The sequence below is a fragment of the Phenylobacterium sp. genome (assembly GCF_046291545.1).
Taxonomy (GTDB): Bacteria; Pseudomonadota; Alphaproteobacteria; order Caulobacterales; family Caulobacteraceae; genus Phenylobacterium.
The window spans coordinates 101,555-118,423 of record NZ_JBKBSM010000001.1 but is presented as its reverse complement, the minus strand read 5'-3'; the positions used below and the strand labels follow the sequence as shown (position 1 = coordinate 118,423).

Here is a 16,869-nt window from a genome sequence, read left to right as displayed (position 1 = left end):
AGGAGGCAGAAGGGCGCGGACATGCGCCAGCTTCCCCGCCCCGGGCCCCGGAACCTGATCACCGACGTGGCCGGCCTCATGGTCGGCCACGCCGACGACTCCGCCGCCGGCACCGGCGTCACCACCCTGGTCTGCGAGGGCTTCTACAACGCCTCCGTCGACGTGCGCGGCGGCGGGCCCGGCGTGCGGGAGACCGAGACCCTGGCGGCCGAGAACCTGGTCGGCCGCGCCCATGCCGTCGTTCTGTCCGGCGGTTCGGTGTTCGGCCTCGCCGCCGCCGACGGGGTGGTCGCCGCCCTGTCCGCCCGCGGCGTCGGTCTGCATCTCAAGCCCGGGTCTCCGGCCATCCCCATCGTCCCCGCCGCGGTCCTGCACGACCTCGCCAACCCGGGGGACAAGGCCTGGGGGCTGGATCCGCCCTACCGCCGCCTCGGCATGGCTTCGCTGGACGCCGCCGGGCCGCAGTTCGCCCTGGGCTCGGCGGGCGCAGGACTGGGCGCCATGGCCGGCCTGATCAAGGGCGGGGTCGGCTCGGCCTCCCTGGACATGGGCGGGGGCCTTGTGGCGGGGGCGCTGATCGTCGCCAATCCCGTGGGCTCGGTGATGACCCCCGACGGCCGCGCCTTCTGGGCCTGGCCCTTCGAGATCGACGGGGAGTTCGGCGGCGGCCGGCCCGACCCCGCGGTCGGCGCCATCGACCCGGTGCCCGACGACGGCCGGCTGGCCAGCCTGGGGCGCCTGCAACCGGGCGCGGCCACCACCATCGGCGTCGTCGCCACCACCGCCGACCTCACCACCGCCGAATGCAAGCGCCTGGCGATGATGGCCCACGACGGCCTCGCCCGGGCGGTGCGGCCGGCGCACATGCCCTTCGACGGCGACACCCTGTTCGCCATCGCCACCGGCGCCTGCTCGATAGGCCACGGCGACGATCGCGCCGTCCGCCTCGCCGCGATCGGCTCGGCCGCCGCCGACTGCACCGCCCGCGCCATCGCCCGCGGCGTACACGAGGCGCTCAAGGGCTAGGGGCTTTCCCGTGCGCCGCCGCCCGACACCCGCTGCAGGCGCGGGGCCGGATCTGGCGGCGGGGCTCAGCCGCGGCTCGCCAGGGCCCGCTCCAGGTCGGGCGTCGCGGCGATCAGACTCTGCGTGTAGGGATGCTGCGGCGCATCGAACACGCGCGCCGTCTCCCCTTCCTCCACGATCCGACCGGACTGCATCACCAGAACCCGGTGGCAGACCGCCCGCACCACCGAAAGGTCGTGGGTGACGAAGAGATACGCCACCCCAAGCTCTCGGGAGAGTTCGGCCAGCAGGGCCAGGATCTGCGCCCGCACGGTCACGTCCAGGGCCGAGACGGCTTCGTCCAGCACCACCAGCTTCGGCTCGGTGATCAGCGCCCGGGCGATGGCGATGCGCTGGCGCTGGCCGCCGGAGAACTGATGGGGATAGCGGCCCGCGGCGTCGGCGCTCAGGCCCACGCGCTCCAGCATGGCGGCGATCCGCGCCGCGCGCTCCGCCGCCGACGGCGGCCGCTCCATCAGGTGGAACGGCTCGGCGATCAGGTCCGCCACGCGCCAGCGGGGATCAAAGCTGCCGTAGGGATCCTGGAACACCGCCTGCACGTCCCGCCGCGCCCGCCGCGCCTCGTCCTTGCGCTTCGGCGGAAAAGCGCGCCCGTCCAGCGTCACCGCCCCGCCCTGCAGCGGGTCGAGCGCCAGCACCGCCCGCAGGAGGGTCGACTTGCCCGAGCCGGATTCTCCCACCAGTCCCACCGTCTCGCCCGCCCGCACGCTCAGGCTCACCTGGTCCACCGCCTTGAAGGCCGTGGGCGCGCGCCAAGGCGCCGGGCGCGGGCCGGGATAGGTGCGCACCAGCCCCTCGACCCGCAGCACTTCGGCCGCGGCCAGCGTCGGCGCCGCCGGCGGCGCCTTGGCCAAGACCGCGTCCTCGGCGAGGCGGCGGGCGTAGGGATGGGTGAGGTTGCGGAACAGGGGCAGGGTCGGCCCGGCCTCCACCACCTCGCCCGCCTGCAGGATCGCCACCTTGTCGGCGGTCTCGGCCACTACCGCCAGGTCATGGGTGATCAGGATCAGCCCGGCCCCGTCCTCTCGGGCCAGGGACTTCAGCAGCTCCAGGATCTGGGCCTGGGTGGTCACGTCCAGCGCCGTGGTCGGCTCGTCGGCGATCAGCAGCCTGGGCTTCAGCGCCGTGGCGATGGCGATCGCCACCCGCTGGCGCTGTCCGCCCGACAGTTCATGCGGATAGCGGCTCAGGGGAAATCGGGCGTTGGGAAGTCCCGCCCGATCCAGGGCCCTGGCCGCGGCGGCCAGGGCTTCGGCCCGCGAGGCCCCGCGGTGCAGGCGCACCGCCTCGGCCACCTGGTCGCCGATGGTCATCAACGGGTTCAGCGCCGTCATCGGCTCCTGGAACACCACGCCGATGTCCGCCCCCCGCAGGGCGCGCATACGCGCCTCGCTGCAGGCCAGAAGGTCCTCGCCGCCCAGGCGGATCGCGCCGCTCGCCGTCGCCTCCGGCGGCAGCAGCCGCAGGATCGACATCGAGGTCATCGACTTGCCGGAGCCGGACTCCCCCACCAGGCCCAGGATCTCCCCGGCTTCCAGGGTCAGGGACACCCCCTTCAGGATCTCGGCGCCGCCGATGGAGAGCTTCAGGTCGTCGATCTCGAGCAGCGCCATCTCAGCGGCTCCGGTCGAGCTTGGGGTCCAGGGCGTCGCGCAGCCCGTCGCCCAGGAGGTTGAGGCCGATCACCGTGGTCACCACCGCCAGCCCCGGGAAGATCGCCAGCCACGGGGCGAAGCCGATCATGGTCTGGGCCTCGTTCAGCATCCGGCCCCAGCTCGGGATCGGCGGCTGGGCGCCCAGCCCCACGTAGGACAGGCCCGCCTCGGCCAGCACGCCCATGGAGAACTGGATGGTGCCCTGCACGATCAGAAGCCCGGCGATGTTGGGCAGGATGTGCTGCAGCGAGATCGCCGCCGGTCCCTTGCCCGCCACCCGCGCCGCCAGCACGTAATCGCGCGTCCACAGCGACAGGGCCGCGCCCCGCGCCACCCGGGCGAACACCGGGATGTTGAAGACGCCGATGGCGATGATCGCGTTGACCGCCCCCGGCCCGGCCACCGCCGTGATCATGATCGCCAGCAGGAGCGAGGGGAAGGCGAAGATCAGGTCGTTGGTGCGCATCACCAGCTCGTCCAGCCAGCCCCTGCGCGCGGCCGCCGCCAGCCCCGCGGGCACGCCCACCAGCATGCCCAGCCCCGCCGCCACCAGGGCCACCGCCAGGGAATTGCGCGCCCCGACCAGGATCATCGAGGCGACGTCCCGGCCGAAGTGGTCGGTGCCCAGCCAGTGGGCGGCCGAGGGCGCCTGCAGGCGCCCGGCGATGTCGAGATCCGCCACGTCGTACGGCGTCCACACGAACGACAGCAGCGCCGCGGACAGGAAGGCCAGGGTCAGGGCCGCGCCCAGGGCGAGGCCGGCGTTGCGGCGAAGCGCGCTCATCGCCCCCGCCTCAGCCGCGGGTCGACGGCCGCATAGCCCAGGTCGACCAGGAAGTTCACCAGCACCACGGCGAAGACCAGCAGCACCACCACGCTCTGCACGACGATCAGGTCGCGCTGGGTGATCGCCTGGAACACCAGACGTCCGAGCCCAGGCAGGAAGAAGACGTTCTCCACGATCACCGCCCCGGCCAGCAGGAAGGGGATCTGCAGGCCCAGGATCGTCAGCATCGGGATCATGGCGTTGCGCAGGGCGTGGCGGCGGATGACCTGGCTCTCCGAGAGGCCCTTGGCCCGCGCGGTGCGCACATAGTCCTCGCCGAGGGTCTCCACCAGCGCCGAGCGCAGCACCCGGGCCAGGATCGCCGCCTGCGGCAGGGCCAGCGCGGTCGCCGGCAGGACCAGCGCCTTCAGCCCGCGCCAGAGTCCCGCGTCCCAGCCCGGGAAGCCGCCCGCCGGCAGCCAGCGAAGGCCGATGGCGAACACCAGCACCAGCAGCATCGCCAGCCAGAAGTTGGGAAGCGCCATGCCCACCTGGGTCGCGCCCATCACCAGGGCGTCGGAGGCCTTGCCCCGGCGGCTTGCGGCGAACACGCCAATCGGCAGGGCCACGGCCAGGCTGATCGCCAGGGCCAGGAGCGCCAGGGGCAGCGACACCGCCATCCGCTCGGCGATCAACTGGGCCACCGGCACGCGGTAGGTGTAGCTGGCGCCGAAGTCGCCGTGCGCCAAGCCCGCGATCCAGGTCAGGTAACGCTCGGGCGCCGGCGCATCCAGGCCCATCTGCGCGCGCAGGGCGGCCACCGCCTCGGGGTTTGCGTTCAGCCCCATCATGAAGGCGGCCGGATCGCCCGGCACGATCTGGATCAGTGCGAAGACGACCACCGTGGCGGCCAGGAAGGTCAGCGCCAGGGACACCAGCCGGCCCGCCACATAGGCCGCCCCCAGCCGCAGGAACCCGTAGAGGGCGAAGGCCGCACAGGCGGCGAGGACGCCATAGCCGAGCAGGGCGCCCGCGCCGCCGGTCCGGCGGCTGGCCGCCGGCGCGGCCGCCGCGCCCGGTTCGTCGTACCAGGCCTCGGCCGCCTCGTTGGCCTGCACCGGCGCGTCGACCCACATGCCTTCCAGCTTGGCGTCCCACACGTTCAGCTTGGGGAACTGGAAGAGGAAGCCGTTCACCGCATCGTCGGCGAGCTTGCGCTGGATCTGCGCCAGCAGGGCGCGCCGCTCGGCCGGATCCACGGCGGCGTTGAGCTTCGCCATGAGCGCGTCGTAGGCCGGGCTGCGATAGCCGAAGTAGTAGTCCGGCCGCGCATAGATGTCGTAGTCCATCGGCTCGGTGTGCGAGACGATGGTCATGTCGAAGCTCTTGTTGCCGAGCACCTGGTCCAGCCACTGGGACCACTCCAGATTCTCGATCTTCACCCGAACGCCGATCTGGGCCAGTTGCGCGGCGACGATTTCCCCGCCCCGCCGGGCGTAGCTGGGCGGCGGCAGCTTCAGCGTCGCCTCGAAGCCGTCGGGATAGCCCGCTTCCGCCAGCAGCGCCCGCGCCTTGGCCGGATCGTGCGGATAGAGTCCGGTCAGGTCGACATAGTCGGGGCTGTGCGGCGGGAAATGGCTGCCGATCGGCTTGCCGTAGCCGAACATCGCCCCCTGGATGATCGCCTTGCGGTCGATGGCGTAGCTGATCGCCTGGCGGACCTTCAGCTTGTCGAAGGGCGGCTTGGCGTTGTTCAGCGCCAGGATCGTCTCGCCTTCGGTCGAACCGACCACCACCCGAAAGCGCGGGTCGGCGGCAAGGTCGGCCAGGTTCTCCGGCGCGGGGAAATTGGGGAAGGCGTCCAGGTCCCCGGCCTTCACCGCGGCGAAGGCGGCGGTCGGGTCGGCGATGAACTTGAACACCACCCGTCCGATGCGGGGCGCAGGGCCCCAGTAGTCGGCGAAGCGCTCGAGCGTGATCGATTCGCCCCGCCGCCATTCCACGAACCGGTAGGGGCCTGTCCCGACCGGGGTCACGGCGTTGTCGGCGGCGCTCCTGGGCGCAACCATCACCGCATCGCCCCAGCCCAGCACGTAGAGCAGGCGCGTGTCCGGCCGCTTCAGCACCAGGCGGACGGTCTGGGCGTCCACCACATCGACCCGCTCGATCACCTCGAAACTGGCCTTCTGGGCGTTGGCGGACTCCGGCGCCCGCGCCCGGTCCAGGGTGAACTTCACAACGCTGGCGTCGAACGGCTCGCCGTCGTGGAAGCGCACCCCCCGCCGCAGGTGGAAGACATAGATCCTGCCGTCCGGCGAGATCTCCCAGGACTCTGCCAGCCGCGGCTCCACGCCGCCGTTGCGTCCGATGTGGATCAGGCCCTCGAAGACGTTGCCGTAGACCACCTCGTCCACGGCCGCCGCGGCGCCGGCGGTCGGGTCCAGGTTCGGCGGCTCGAGCTGCTGGCCGATCCGCAGCACGTCGCGCGCCGCCGCCGGGCTCGCCAGCAGCAGCACGCCGAAGAGCAGGGCCAGCAGCCCTGCCCAGCGGCCCCTATGGTCGGCGCTGCGGCTCAACGGCGGCTCACGCCTGGCCGGTCAGCAGGGCATAGGCCGACAGGGCCATCACCTTGGCCGAGTTCACCATGTCGTCGATGCCGACGTACTCGTCCGGCTGGTGCGCCAGGTCCAGGATTCCGGGGCCATAGGCGATGCAGTCCCGCAGCTTGCCGATGCGGTCGATGTGCTTCTGGTCGTAGGTGCCTGGCGAGCAACAGATGTCGGCGGGCTTGCCCAGCACCTGCTCGATGGCCTCGCAGGTCATGCGCACCACCGGCCGGTCCGGCTCGGTCATCGAGGGACGCACCTCGAACAGGTCGCGCATCCGGTAGCGGAAGTTCGGCCGGGTCTGGGTGAGGCCGTCGAGCACCGAGCGCATCTGCGCCTTCACTTCGTCGAGGTCCTCCTCAATCAGCAGCCGGCGATCCAGCACGATCCGGCAGCTGTCCGGGACCACCGGCGCGGGCAGGCCCGAGCCGGTGACGTCCGGCTCCCCGCCGTGGATGGAGTTGATGTTCAGCGTCGGCGTGCGCGCGCCTTCCGGCACCACCGGCATCGAGGTCTGGTGCGCGCTCAGGGTCGGGAAGATCCGCCGCTCCAGCTCCGCGATCACCGCGCCCATGTGGCGCACGGCGTTGTCCCCCAGGAACGGCATCGAGCCGTGGGCGATGTGGCCTTCGGTGGTGATCTCCGACCACCAGACGCCGCGGTGGCCGATGCACACCCGGTCCACGTTCAGCGGCTCGGGGATGATGACGTGATCCACGCGGGGCTTGGAGAACCAGCCGCGTTCGGCCAGGTACGCGACCCCGCCGTAGCCGCCGCTCTCCTCGTCGGCCGTGCCCGAAATCTCCAGCGCGCCCGGCAGCTCGACGCCGGAATCGATCAGCGCCTCCACCGCGATCACCGAGGCGGCCAGACCCCCCTTCATGTCGCAGGCGCCACGGCCGTAGACCTTGCCGTCCTTCACCACCCCGCCGAAGGGGTCCACCGTCCAGCCCTCGCCCACCGATACCACGTCGATATGGCTGTTGAAGTGCACGCACGGCCCCGGCCGGCCGCTCTCCCAGCGAGCGATGACGTTGATCCGGGGATAGGCCTCGCAGTCCCCCGGCGAGCCTTCCGCCCGCACGTACTCCACGGCGAAGCCGCGCTTCTTCAGCCGCTCGCCCAGGTATTCGGCGCACGGGCGATAGGCGTCCCCCGGCGGATTGATCGTCGGAAACCGGATCAGGTCCTGGGTCAGGGCCACCAGGTCGTCGCGCCGTGCCTCGATCTCGCGGAGCAGGGCGTCTTCACGGGGATGGGGCATCAGCACGCATGCCTTTCTTGGGTACGCAGGGCGCGGGAGGCGGCGCGGGCCGCCAGTTCCGGCAACCCGAGGGAGTCGTAGACCCGCGCCAGGGCCAGGTTGAGGGGAACGCCGTCCGGGTCGAAGGCGCGGCGCAGCTCCAGCACCTGCTGGGCCCGCGACAGCCGCCCGTCCCGCAGCAGGGCTTCCAGGAAGATCTGTTCGAAGAGGTCGCGCTGCGCATGGCTGCCGCCCACCTCCACCAGCCGGGGCAGGGCCGCGCCCATCCGCTCCACCGCCGCGCCGGGCCGCCCCCGCTCCAGGGCCATTATCGCCTGGGCGGCCGGCAGGGCCGCCTCGGCCCAGGCGCGGCGGCTGTGCGCCGGCGCCTCGTGCACGCGCCGCTCGATCGCCGCCATCAGCGTCTCGGCCTCCGGCCGGCCGGCGCGGGCAAGGCCCAGCAGGTACTGCAGCGATAGGAACGGCTGCACCACGTCCTCGGCCCGCTCCACTAGGTGCTCGGCCACGCCGGCCCAGCGCTCGCCCACCTCCAGCCCGGCGAACTCCAGGCGGGCGAGCAGCGACACTGCGCCGATCTGGTCCTGGGAATAGGTGCGGTCCTGGGTCCAGCAGTGCCGGTCGTAGATCTCCAGCACCCTTTCGCCGCGGCCCTGGCTCAGGTGGAACAGCGCCAGGTGCCACCAGTTGTGGGTGTACATGAACGAGTTCAGGCCCGCCCAGGTCTCCGAGGCCGCGTCCATGAACTCGCCGCCTTCGGAGATCCGCCCCTGGGTCAGCATCACGTGGGCCAGGGCGTGCTGCGCCCAGGGCTCGCGGATGTGCATGTGCAGCGCCTGGCGCGCGGCGGCTTCCGCGTCGGCCAGGAGGTGGCACTGCTCATAGGCGAAGGCCCGCATGCCGTGCAGCTGCGGCACGGCGAAGTTGGCCGCCAGCGCCGCGTCGGTGATGCGCAGCATGGCCGGGAAGTCGCCGCGGTTCAGGTTCAGGTACTGGCTGAGCTTGACCATCGCCAGATCGGTGGGAAAGGCCTCCACCACCTCGTCGGCGATCGCCAGGGCCGCGTCGATGTCGTCGGCGATCCAGGCGCGCAGGAAGGCGATGATCCCCCGCTCGCGTTCGTTGGCCATGGGCGCCGCCTCTGCGCGGCCCAGGTAGGCCGCGGCCTTGGCTGGCGCGGCCATGTGCTCGCCCAGCATGTGCAGCACGCCGGCGTAGGCGTTGGCCAGGGCGCTCTCGGCGTCGGCGTCCGCGGCTTTCAGCACCGCCAGGGCGCGCGGCTCATAGGTGAGGAAGCCGCCGACGAAGTCGTCGACGGCCGCCAGCGTCGCCGGCTCGCACGGGCTCACCGGGCTGCCGAGATAGTCCGCCGGACCGCTCGTCCTATGGCCGGCGGCGGGGCTCACGCGATCTCGGCCAGGGTCTGGCGCAGGGTGTCCATGATCTCGCCGATCTGGGCTTCCTCGATGATCAGCGAGGGCGACAGGGCGATGATGTCGCCGGTCACGCGCACCAGCAGGCCCCGGTCGAAGCTGGCGCGGAACGCCTCCATCGCCCGTTCCCCCGGCGCGCCGGGACGCGGCGCCAGCTCGATTCCGCCGATCAGGCCGAGGTTGCGGATGTCGATCACGTGGCGGGCGTCGGCCAGGCCGTGCAGGGCCTCCTCCCACATCGGCGCCAGGCGCGCGGCGCGGCCGAACAGGTCTTCATCGCGATAGGTGTCCAGGGTCGCCAGCCCGGCCGCGCAGGCCAAGGGGTGGCCCGAATAGGTGTAGCCGTGGAACAGCTCGATCGGCGCGTCGGCGTTGTCGAGCATGGTCTCGTAGATGTGCGGCCGCACGGCCACCGCGCCCATCGGCACCGCCGCGTTGGTGATGCCCTTGGCCATGGTGATCATGTCCGGCTGCACGCCGAAGTACTCGGCCGCGAACGAGGCGCCCAGCCGCCCGAAGCCGGTGATCACCTCGTCGAAGATGAGGAGGATGTCGTGCTTGTCGCAGATCGCCCGCAGGCGCTGCAGATAGCCCTTGGGCGGGACCAGGACCCCGGTCGAGCCGGCCACCGGCTCGACGATCACCGCGGCGATGTTGGAGGCGTCGTGCAGGGTGACGATCCGCTCCAGCTCGTCGGCCAGCTCGGCGCCGTGCTCGGGCTGCCCGCGGGAGAAGGCGTTGCGCGCCAGGTCGTGGGTGTGCGGCAGATGGTCCACCCCGGTCAGCAGCGAGCCGAAGTACATGCGGTTCTTGACGATGCCGCCCACCGAGATGCCGCCGAAGCCGACGCCGTGATAGCCGCGCTCGCGGCCGATCAGCCGGGTCTTGGTCCCCTTGCCGCGGCTGCGCTGGTAGGCGACGGCGATCTTCAGCGCCGTGTCGACCGCCTCGGAGCCGGAGTTGGTGAAGAACACGTGGTTCAGGTCGCCGGGCGCCAGGGCCGCCAGGCGGTTGGCGAACTCGAAGGCCTTGGGGTGGCCCATGTTGAAGGTGGTGGCGTAGCCCATCTCGGCCGCCTGCTTCTGGATCGCCTCGACGATCCGCGGGCGGTTGTGGCCGGCGTTCACGCACCAAAGGCCCGAGGTGGCGTCCAGGATCCGCCGCCCGTCGGGGGTGAAGTAGTGCATGCCCTCGGCGCGTTCGACGAACCGGGGATCGGCCTTGAACCGCCGGTTCGGCGTGAACGGCATCCAATAGGCGTCCAGCGAATTGGCGGCGGGCTTGAAGTGGGTGGTCATGCCGGGTCCCTGGCGGGTTGCGGGGCGGGCGCGGCGGGCGGGGCCTGCAGCGCCAGGAGGAAGGCCGTCACGTCGGCGGCCGAGCGATCGGGGATTTCATACTGCGGCAGGTGGCCGGCGTTGGGATAGGTGATCAGCGCCGCGCCGGGGATGGCGGCGGCGAACTTGCGGCCGTCCGCGGGATCGATGATCACGTCCTGCTCGCCATGCAGCACCAGGGTGGGCGCCTTGATCTGGCCCAGCGCCGCTTCGCTGGCGACGGTGTGCCGCCCCGGGCGCACGCCCATCAGGATGGCCCGGTGGCCAGGCGCGCGCTGCACCTCGACCCAGCGGTCGACGAAGGCCGGGGTGATCAGGGAATCGTCGACCACGTCCATCTTCAGCCCCTGGGCCGTCAGCGGCCGGGTCTCGATCCGCTGCAGCAGGAAGCGGCCTAGGTCGCTCTGCAGGATCTTGAAGGCGGCCGGGACCGGCTTGTTCGGGTCCGCCGGCCAGCCGGCCGCGTCCACCAGCACCAGCGCCTTCACCCGCTCGGGGAACCTGACCGCCGTCTGCCAGGCCACGCCTCCCCCCATGGAGTTGCCGACGATGGCGAAGGGAGGCAGGTCGAGCTTGGCAGCCAGGGCGTCCACCTGCTCGGCGAAGCGGTCCATGTCCGGCGCATAGCCCGCCGGCGCCCGGGTCAGGCCGTGGCCCGCCAGGTCGATGGTGATCACCCGGAAATTCGGCGACAGCCGCTCGATGAAGGGCTCCCAGGTCAGGAAGCTGTCCCCGTAGCCGTGCACCAGCATGACCACCGGCGCGTCGCGCGGACCGTCGTCGCGGTAGTGCATGCGCACCCCGCCGGGCAGGTCGGCGAAATGGGAGGTCGGCCGGGCGTACTTGGCCTCAAGCTTCTCATAGGGGATGTCTGGCCGGTAGAGCCCAGCGAAAGCCAGCCCCGCCAGGGCGGCGAGCGCCGCGATGAAGATCAAGACCCCCATTCCGATCTTCGCCAGCACGGCCCCCTCCGCCGAATGCGTCCCCAAGCGCGCAAGTCTAGTCCCGCGTCCCGCGGCGCCCAACCGGGTTTAGTGCTCAACCGATTGAGCAGCTACATCGCATCCAACTCCGCCAGCACGGCGTCGGTCATCTGCGTCGTCGACACCCCCGCCTCGCCGGGACGGGCGATGTCGGCGGTGCGAACGCCCCGGGCCAGGACGCGGCGCACGGCGGCTTCAAGGCGATCGGCCGCCTCGGGCGCGCGCATCGAGTGGCGCAGGCACATGCCGAACGACAGGATCGTCGCCAGCGGATTGGCCAGCCCCCGCCCGGCGATGTCCGGCGCCGAGCCGTGCACCGGTTCGTAGAGCGCCTTGCGGACGCCGTCCGGGCCCGCCGCTCCCAGCGAGGCCGAGGGCAGGAGGCCGAGCGATCCGGTCAGCATGGCCGCCGCGTCCGAGAGGATGTCGCCGAACAGGTTGTCGGTCACCACCACGTCGAACTGCTTGGGCCGGCGCATCAGCTGCATGGCGCAGTTGTCCGCGTACATGTGGGTCAGCTCCACGTCGGGATAGTCGCGGCCGACGGCGGTGGCGATCTCGCGCCAGAAGGCGCCCGTCTGCATCACGTTGGCCTTGTCCACCGAGCACACGCGCCTGTTGCGGCCGCGGGCGATGTCGAACCCCGCCCGCACCACCCGCTCCACCTCCTCGGAGGTGTAGGCCTGGGTGTCGAAGGCCCGGCGCACGCCGTTCGCCAGGGTCTCCACGCCCCGCGGCTCGCCGAAGTAGACCCCGGCGGTCAGCTCGCGGATGATCAATATATCGAGCCCCTCGACCAGTTCCGGCCGCAGCGCCGAGGCGCTGGCCAACTCCGGATAGCAGATCGCCGGGCGCAGGTTGGCGAAGAGGTCCAGGTCCTTGCGCAGCCGCAGCAGCCCGGCCTCCGGGCGCAGGTGGATGGGCTGACTGTCCCACTTCTCCCCGCCGACCGCCCCGAACAGCACCGCATCGGCGCTGAGCGCGGTCTCCACCACCGCGTCCGTCACCGGAACGCCGTGCGTGTCGAGGCAGGCCCCGCCGACCAGGTCCTGGCTGATCGCAAAGGGCCGCCCGAGGAATCGGCCGAACCAGTCGACGACCCGCAGGGTCTGACCGATCACCTCCGGGCCGATGCCGTCCCCGGGCAGGACCAGCAGGCGGAAGGGCTCAGATGCAGCGGCCACCGTCGACCTCCATCGCCACGCCCGTCACCATCGAAGCGTCGTCCGAGCACAGGAACGCCGCGGCCGCGCCCATGTCCGCCGGCGTCGAGAACCGCCCCAGCGGGATCGACGCCAGGAACCTGGCCCGCACCTCGGGGGTGTCCTCGCCCATGAAGGTCTTGAGGAGCGGGGTCTCCCCGGCGACCGGATTGATCGCGTTCACCCGCACGCCGAAGGGGGCCAGCTCCACCGCCATCGCCCGGGTGGCGGTGATCATCCAGCCCTTGGAGGCGTTGTACCAGGTCAGGTTTGGCCGCGGACTGACCCCGCCGGTCGAGGCGACGTTCAGGATCGCTCCGCGCCTGGCCGCCTTCATCGCCGGCACGATGTGCCGCGCCGTCAGGTAGACCGACTTCACGTTGACCGCCCAGATCCGGTCGAAGTCGGCGTCCGACAGGGTCTCCAGCGGCTGCGGCGTGTGCCCGACGCCGGCGTTGTTCACCAGGATCTCCACCGGCCCCAGCTTCTGCACCGCCTCGGCGGCCAGCCGCGCCACGTCCGCGTCCTTGGACACGTCCGCGCCCACCGCGATGGCGGCGTCGCCCAGTTCGCCCGCCAGCGCCTGCGCCGCCGAAACGTTGAGGTCGACGATCGCCACCCGCGCGCCCTCCTCGACGAACCTGCGCACGATGCCTTCGCCGAAGCCCGAGGCTCCGCCCGTCACGATCGCCGTCCTGCCTGTCAGCCGCATGCCCTTCGCCTCACCCATGATGCGCCGCCACCGTCTTCAGGGTCGTGAAGGCGTAGAGCGCTTCGAACCCCTTCTCCCGCCCGTGGCCCGAGCGGCCGACGCCGCCGAAGGGCAGCTCCACCCCGCCGGCCGCGCCGTAGTTGTTGATGAACACCTGGCCTGCGCGAAGCCGCTTGGCGAGGCGCATCTGCCGTCCGCCGTCGGCGGTCCAGATCCCGGCCACCAGCCCATAGGGCGTGCCGTTGGCGATGGCGACGGCCTGGGCGTCGTCGTCGAACGGGATCACCACCTGGGCCGGGCCGAAGATCTCTTCCTGCGCCAGGGCGTGGTCGCCGCGCACGTCGGCGAACAGGGTCGGGGCGACATAATGGCCCCCCGCCGGCGCTTCGGCCGCGATCTTGCCTTCGCCCGCCACGGTCAGCTCGCGCCGGCCCAGCTCCAGATAGCTTTCCACCATCACCCGCTGCTTGGCGCTGATCAGCGGGCCGACCTCCAGGTCGGCCATCGCCGGTCCGGCCCGCAGGTCGCCGTAGCGGGCGGCCATCCGCTCCACCACCTGGTCGTAGACGCCGCGCTGCACGAGGATGCGCGAGCCGGCCGAGCAGGTCTGGCCGGCGTTCTGGATCCCGGCGTTGACCAGGAACGGCAGGGCCTTGTCCAGGTCCGCGTCGTCGAACACGAGCTGGGGCGACTTGCCGCCCAGCTCCAGGGTCACCGGCACGGCGTTCCTGGCCGCCGCGGCCTGGATCGCCTGGCCCACCGCCGTCGAGCCGGTGAAGGAGATGTGGTCCACCCCCGGATGCGCGGCGAGGATGGCGCCCGCCACCGCCCCCGTCCCGGGAACCACGTTGAGCGCCCCGGCGGGCAGTCCGGCCTCGGCGGCGATCCGCGCGAAGCTCAGTGCGGTCAGCGACGCCTGCTCGGCCGGTTTCAGCACCGCCGCGTTGCCGGTGGCCAAGGCCGCCACCACCGAGCGGCCGATGATCTGCATCGGATAGTTCCAGGGGATGATGTGCCCCGTCACCCCATGCGGCTCGCGCAGGGTGTAGACGGTGTAGCCGGCCTGGAACGGGATCGTCTCGCCGTGCAGCTTGTCGGCCGCCCCGCCGTAGAACTCCAGGTACCGCGCCAGGGCGACCACGTCGTTGCGGGCCTGGCTCAGCGGCTTGCCCACGTCCGTGGCCTCCAGCGCCGCCAGGGCGTCCATCTCGGCCAGCACCGCCTGGCCGATCCGGCTGAGAATCCGCCCGCGCTCGAAGGCTGGCATGGCGCCCCAGTCGCCCTCGCTCGCCGCGCGGGCGGCGGCGACCGCCTCGTCCACGTCGGCGGCGCTGGCTGCGGCCAGCTCGCCCAGGGTCTCGCCGCTCGACGGGTCCTCGATCGGCAGGGTGTCGCCGGACCCGGACGGCCGCCATCGTCCAGCGATGAACACGCCGTCGCGCGCGAAATCGTAGGTCATCGGCAGGCTCCCATGCTGACGTCGGGCCGCTCCTTGCGCCGCCCGCCCGCAGCCTTTCAAGTCCCAATTCGCCGGACCGGCCCGCGGCGGCGCATTTCGCCCGCTCGCCGGACGGGTGAGCGCTCGCCCGCCGGTCTCTGGCGTCGCGCCGGTCTTTGACGCAGGGTTGCGCCCACATCCGCTTCGCCGTCCTGAGGAAGGGACGATCTTGCCCAAGCCTGCGCCGCGCCGCCCCCTCGCCGACATCCATGCGGTGCACGACCAGGTCTACGCCGCCATCCGCGACGCCTTGCTCACCGGCCGCATCCCCCCTGGCCGCGGGGTCTCCCTGCGCAGCCTGGCGGCCGAGCTGGGGGTGAGCCCGATGCCCGTGCGCGACGCCGTGCGGCGGCTGGTGGCCGAGCACGCCCTGGTGATCAACCAGGCCAACAAGCGCCTGTCCGCGCCTTCGCTCACCGCCGAGCGCCTGGAACAACTCGCCGTCGCCCGCGCCTGGATCGAGCCCGAACTCGCCGCCCGCGCCGCGCCGTGCGCCGACGCGGCCTTCATCGGGCGCCTGCGCCAGGCGGACGAGGCCCTCAACGCCGCCATCGTGCATGGGGACGTCAACGCCTACATGGCGGCCAACCATGCGTTCCATTTCGGCGTCTACCAGGCCGCCGGGGCCGAGGTGCTGCTGGCCATGGCCGGCGGCCTTTGGCTGCAGGTCGGTCCCTTCATGCGCGTGGTGTTCGACCGGCTGGGCACGGTCAACCTCACCCGCGACCACCATGTGGACGTGATGGACGCCCTGGCCGCGCACGACGCCCAGGCCGCGCACGCCGCCATGGCCGCCGACATCGCCGTGGGCATGAACGCCATGCGGGCCGCCGTCGAAGAGGAGGGGCGGGCGAGCGGCGTGGCTTGACTCCGCCTTGGCCGTGAGAAACCGTGATCACAGTTTTGCAAAGGCCGCTTCGTGCCCGCTTCCGCTTCGGTTTCAGCGCCGCTCCCGAGCTTCCCGCCACCGGCGGGGGCTGAGCGCCTGCGGGAGCTGATGGCGGCCGAGCGCGCCCGCTTCATGGCCCAGCACCCCGCTTGCCTGGCCCTGGCCGAACAGGCGCGGACGGTGTGGCGCGGCGGCGCGCCGCTGCACTGGATGGGGGACTGGGCCTCGCCGGCGCCGATCTTCGCCGCCCGCGGCTGCGGCGCCCGCCTGATCGACGCCGACGGGCGGGTCTACGACGACTTCTGCCTCGGCGACACGCCGGCCATGTTCGGCCACGGCGACGCGCGGGTGGCCGATGCGGTCTCGGCCCAGGCCCGCCGCGGCGCCGGCTTCATGCTACCCTCGGCCGACGCCGTCGCCGTCGGCCGCCTGCTCGCCGAGCGGTTCGGCCTGCCGCTGTGGCAGGCGGCGACCACGGCCACCGACGCCAACCGCGCCGCCATCCGCTGGGCCCGGGCCGTGACCGGCCGCGACCAGATCCTGGTGTTCGACGGGTGCTACCACGGCGCGGTGGACGACACCTTCGTCAGCCTGCAGTCGGGCGCCGCGGGCATGAAGCCGGGCCTGGTCGGCCAGGTGCACGACGTGGCGGCCTTCGCCCGGGTGGTTCCGTTCAACGACGTGGAGGCCCTGGCCCGGGCGCTCGCCGACGGCCGGGTCGCCGCCGTCCTCGCCGAGCCGGTGATGACCAACTGCGGCATGATCCTGCCCAGGCCCGGCTTCCACGAGGCGCTGCGCGATCTCACCCGCCGCGCCGGGACGCTGCTGATCATCGACGAGACCCACACCCTGTCGGCCGGCCCGGGCGGCTACACCCGCGCCCATGGGCTGGAGCCGGACATCCTCACCGTCGGCAAGGCGATCGGCGGCGGGGTGCCGGCCGCCGTCTGGGGCTTCACCGCCGAACTCGCCGTCCGGATGGACGAGGCGCAGGCGGCGATCGGCCCCGGCTACTCCGGCATCGGCACCACCCTGTCCGGCAACGCCCTGGCCCTGGCGGCCATGCGCGTGATGCTGGAAGAGGTGATGAGCCAGGACGCCTACGCCCGGATGCTCGCCGGCGCAGAGCGCCTGGTCGCCGGCCTCGCCGCCATGATCGCCCGCCGCCGGCTGGCCTGGTCCGCGGTCCAGGCGGGGGCGCGGGTCGAGCTGGTCTTCGCCGATCCGCCGCCAAGCGACGCCGCAGGGATGCGCAAGGCGCTGGATCATGATCTTCTGGCGGCGTTCCATCTTTGGCTGATCAACCGCCGGGTTCTGATCGCGCCGTTCCACAACATGATGCTGGTGTCGCCCGTGACCGAGGATTCTCAGATCGATCGGCTTGTCGAAGCCGCCGACGGCTTCGCCGCCGCCCTGCAGGGAGACGCGGCGTGAGCGGTCC

13 protein-coding genes are annotated in these 16,869 nt (G+C 72.1%); 3 read left to right on the top strand and 10 right to left on the bottom strand.

The annotated features are described in order from the left end of the window. Positions 1-21 precede the first annotated feature (21 nt). Positions 22-1,026 carry a P1 family peptidase gene (locus ACK4YQ_RS00620; protein ID WP_409607216.1) on the top strand — a complete coding sequence of 335 codons (1,005 nt, stop codon included), beginning with the start codon at positions 22-24 and terminating at the stop codon, positions 1,024-1,026. 65 nt (positions 1,027-1,091) lie between these two features. Here the strand turns inward: ACK4YQ_RS00620 and ACK4YQ_RS00615 are convergent, their stop codons facing one another. The 10 genes from ACK4YQ_RS00615 to ACK4YQ_RS00570 all read right to left on the bottom strand — a co-directional run bounded on the left by ACK4YQ_RS00615 (position 1,092) and on the right by ACK4YQ_RS00570 (position 14,500). Next, entirely contained in the window at positions 1,092-2,699 is a 1,608-nt protein-coding gene (locus tag ACK4YQ_RS00615; protein WP_409607214.1) for an ABC transporter ATP-binding protein, read from the bottom strand. 1 nt (position 2,700) lies between these two features. Then, the gene (locus tag ACK4YQ_RS00610; RefSeq protein WP_409607212.1) at positions 2,701-3,525 is read right to left on the bottom strand and encodes an ABC transporter permease; all 825 of its coding nucleotides are present in this window, start codon (positions 3,523-3,525) and stop codon (positions 2,701-2,703) included. Further along, a complete protein-coding gene (locus ACK4YQ_RS00605; protein ID WP_409607210.1) occupies positions 3,522-6,083 on the bottom strand; it encodes an ABC transporter substrate-binding protein in 2,562 nt (853 codons plus the stop codon). Before ACK4YQ_RS00605 ends, ACK4YQ_RS00610 begins: the two co-directional genes overlap by 4 nt. A gap of 7 nt (positions 6,084-6,090) precedes the next feature. Continuing rightward, complete coding sequence (locus ACK4YQ_RS00600; RefSeq protein WP_409607208.1) at positions 6,091-7,377, bottom strand: acetylornithine deacetylase/succinyl-diaminopimelate desuccinylase family protein; 1,287 nt, start codon at positions 7,375-7,377, stop codon at positions 6,091-6,093. After that, on the bottom strand, positions 7,377-8,780 hold the full coding sequence (locus ACK4YQ_RS00595) for a tetratricopeptide repeat protein (protein ID WP_409607206.1): 1,404 nt from the start codon (positions 8,778-8,780) through the stop codon (positions 7,377-7,379). Before ACK4YQ_RS00595 ends, ACK4YQ_RS00600 begins: the two co-directional genes overlap by 1 nt. Beyond that, positions 8,777-10,105 carry an aspartate aminotransferase family protein gene (locus ACK4YQ_RS00590; protein WP_409607204.1) on the bottom strand — a complete coding sequence of 443 codons (1,329 nt, stop codon included), beginning with the start codon at positions 10,103-10,105 and terminating at the stop codon, positions 8,777-8,779. Before ACK4YQ_RS00590 ends, ACK4YQ_RS00595 begins: the two co-directional genes overlap by 4 nt. Further along, positions 10,102-11,106 carry an alpha/beta fold hydrolase gene (locus ACK4YQ_RS00585; protein ID WP_409607202.1) on the bottom strand — a complete coding sequence of 335 codons (1,005 nt, stop codon included), beginning with the start codon at positions 11,104-11,106 and terminating at the stop codon, positions 10,102-10,104. Before ACK4YQ_RS00585 ends, ACK4YQ_RS00590 begins: the two co-directional genes overlap by 4 nt. 92 nt (positions 11,107-11,198) lie before the next feature. After that, a complete protein-coding gene (gene leuB, locus ACK4YQ_RS00580; protein WP_409607200.1) occupies positions 11,199-12,311 on the bottom strand; it encodes a 3-isopropylmalate dehydrogenase in 1,113 nt (370 codons plus the stop codon). Then, positions 12,295-13,059, bottom strand: a complete 765-nt coding sequence (locus tag ACK4YQ_RS00575) for a glucose 1-dehydrogenase (RefSeq protein WP_409607198.1) — start codon at positions 13,057-13,059, stop codon at positions 12,295-12,297. The genes leuB and ACK4YQ_RS00575 overlap by 17 nt, the downstream gene beginning before the upstream one ends. Continuing rightward, complete coding sequence (locus ACK4YQ_RS00570) at positions 13,052-14,500, bottom strand: aldehyde dehydrogenase family protein (protein ID WP_409607196.1); 1,449 nt, start codon at positions 14,498-14,500, stop codon at positions 13,052-13,054. Before ACK4YQ_RS00570 ends, ACK4YQ_RS00575 begins: the two co-directional genes overlap by 8 nt. Positions 14,501-14,708: 208 nt before the next feature. On the opposite strand from ACK4YQ_RS00570, the gene ACK4YQ_RS00565 reads away from it, so the two are divergent. Both ACK4YQ_RS00565 and ACK4YQ_RS00560 read left to right on the top strand, forming a co-directional pair. Then, positions 14,709-15,407: a GntR family transcriptional regulator gene (locus tag ACK4YQ_RS00565; protein ID WP_409607194.1), complete on the top strand. Its 699-nt coding sequence runs from the start codon at positions 14,709-14,711 to the stop codon at positions 15,405-15,407. A gap of 117 nt (positions 15,408-15,524) precedes the next feature. Further along, on the top strand, positions 15,525-16,862 hold the full coding sequence (locus tag ACK4YQ_RS00560) for an aspartate aminotransferase family protein (protein WP_409609491.1): 1,338 nt from the start codon (positions 15,525-15,527) through the stop codon (positions 16,860-16,862). Positions 16,863-16,869 lie beyond the last annotated feature (7 nt).

What these genes read in the sequence shown, in the direction of transcription:
- ACK4YQ_RS00600 (WP_409607208.1), bottom strand. Translation starts at nt 7,377, where the DNA reads ATGCCCCATCCCCGTGAAGACGCCCTGCTCCGCGAGATCGAGGCACGG.
- ACK4YQ_RS00575 (WP_409607198.1), bottom strand. Translation starts at nt 13,059, where the DNA reads ATGGGTGAGGCGAAGGGCATGCGGCTGACAGGCAGGACGGCGATCGTG.
- ACK4YQ_RS00620 (WP_409607216.1), top strand. Translation starts at nt 22, where the DNA reads ATGCGCCAGCTTCCCCGCCCCGGGCCCCGGAACCTGATCACCGACGTG.
- ACK4YQ_RS00570 (WP_409607196.1), bottom strand. Translation starts at nt 14,500, where the DNA reads ATGACCTACGATTTCGCGCGCGACGGCGTGTTCATCGCTGGACGATGG.
- ACK4YQ_RS00590 (WP_409607204.1), bottom strand. Translation starts at nt 10,105, where the DNA reads ATGACCACCCACTTCAAGCCCGCCGCCAATTCGCTGGACGCCTATTGG.
- ACK4YQ_RS00615 (WP_409607214.1), bottom strand. Translation starts at nt 2,699, where the DNA reads ATGGCGCTGCTCGAGATCGACGACCTGAAGCTCTCCATCGGCGGCGCC.
- ACK4YQ_RS00610 (WP_409607212.1), bottom strand. Translation starts at nt 3,525, where the DNA reads ATGAGCGCGCTTCGCCGCAACGCCGGCCTCGCCCTGGGCGCGGCCCTG.